Annotated in this window: 1 protein-coding gene; it reads left to right on the plus strand. The window is 53.5% G+C overall.

Annotated elements, in window-relative coordinates; translation table 11 throughout:
- Nucleotides 1–454, plus strand: a 454-nt coding sequence (locus ACR0B5_RS22880) for an integrase core domain-containing protein (RefSeq protein WP_480543697.1), incomplete at its 5' end; no start/stop codon positions are given.
- Between the last annotated feature and the right edge of the window lie 73 nt (nucleotides 455–527).

Consider the following 527-nt stretch of genomic DNA (forward strand, 5'->3'; position numbering starts at 1 on the left):
GATGAAAGCTGACGATGTCACAGGAACACTGGAAGACGCTTTGGCTGCATCAGGTTGTGACAGTGTCACCGTTGCCCACAAGCCCCGGCTGCTCAGCGACAACGGCAGCAGTTACATCTCTGGCGAGTTGGCGAAATGGCTGGATGAGCAGGGTATGGATCATGTTCGGGGAGCGCCCAACCATCCGCAGACCCAGGGCAAGATTGAGCGATGGCATCAGACGATGAAGAACCGTGTCCTGATGGAAAACTACTATCTGCCAGGAGCGCTCGAACAGGCCATCGGCGACTTCATCAATCACTACAACCACAACCGATACCACGAGAGCATCAGCAATCTGACACCCGCCGATGTCTATTTCGGTCGAGCCGAAACAATCCTCAGACGCAGAAAGGAAATCAAACACCAGACAATCCAGAAACGCCGCTTGCTGCATCATCAGAACGCGGCGTAGATTGAAACTACGGCGAGCCTGATCCTCCTAAGCCAATCAAACGCTCGTGTTCCAAATCATTCGATGACGGACA

This window comes from Ruegeria sp. AG1, from assembly GCF_056541705.1.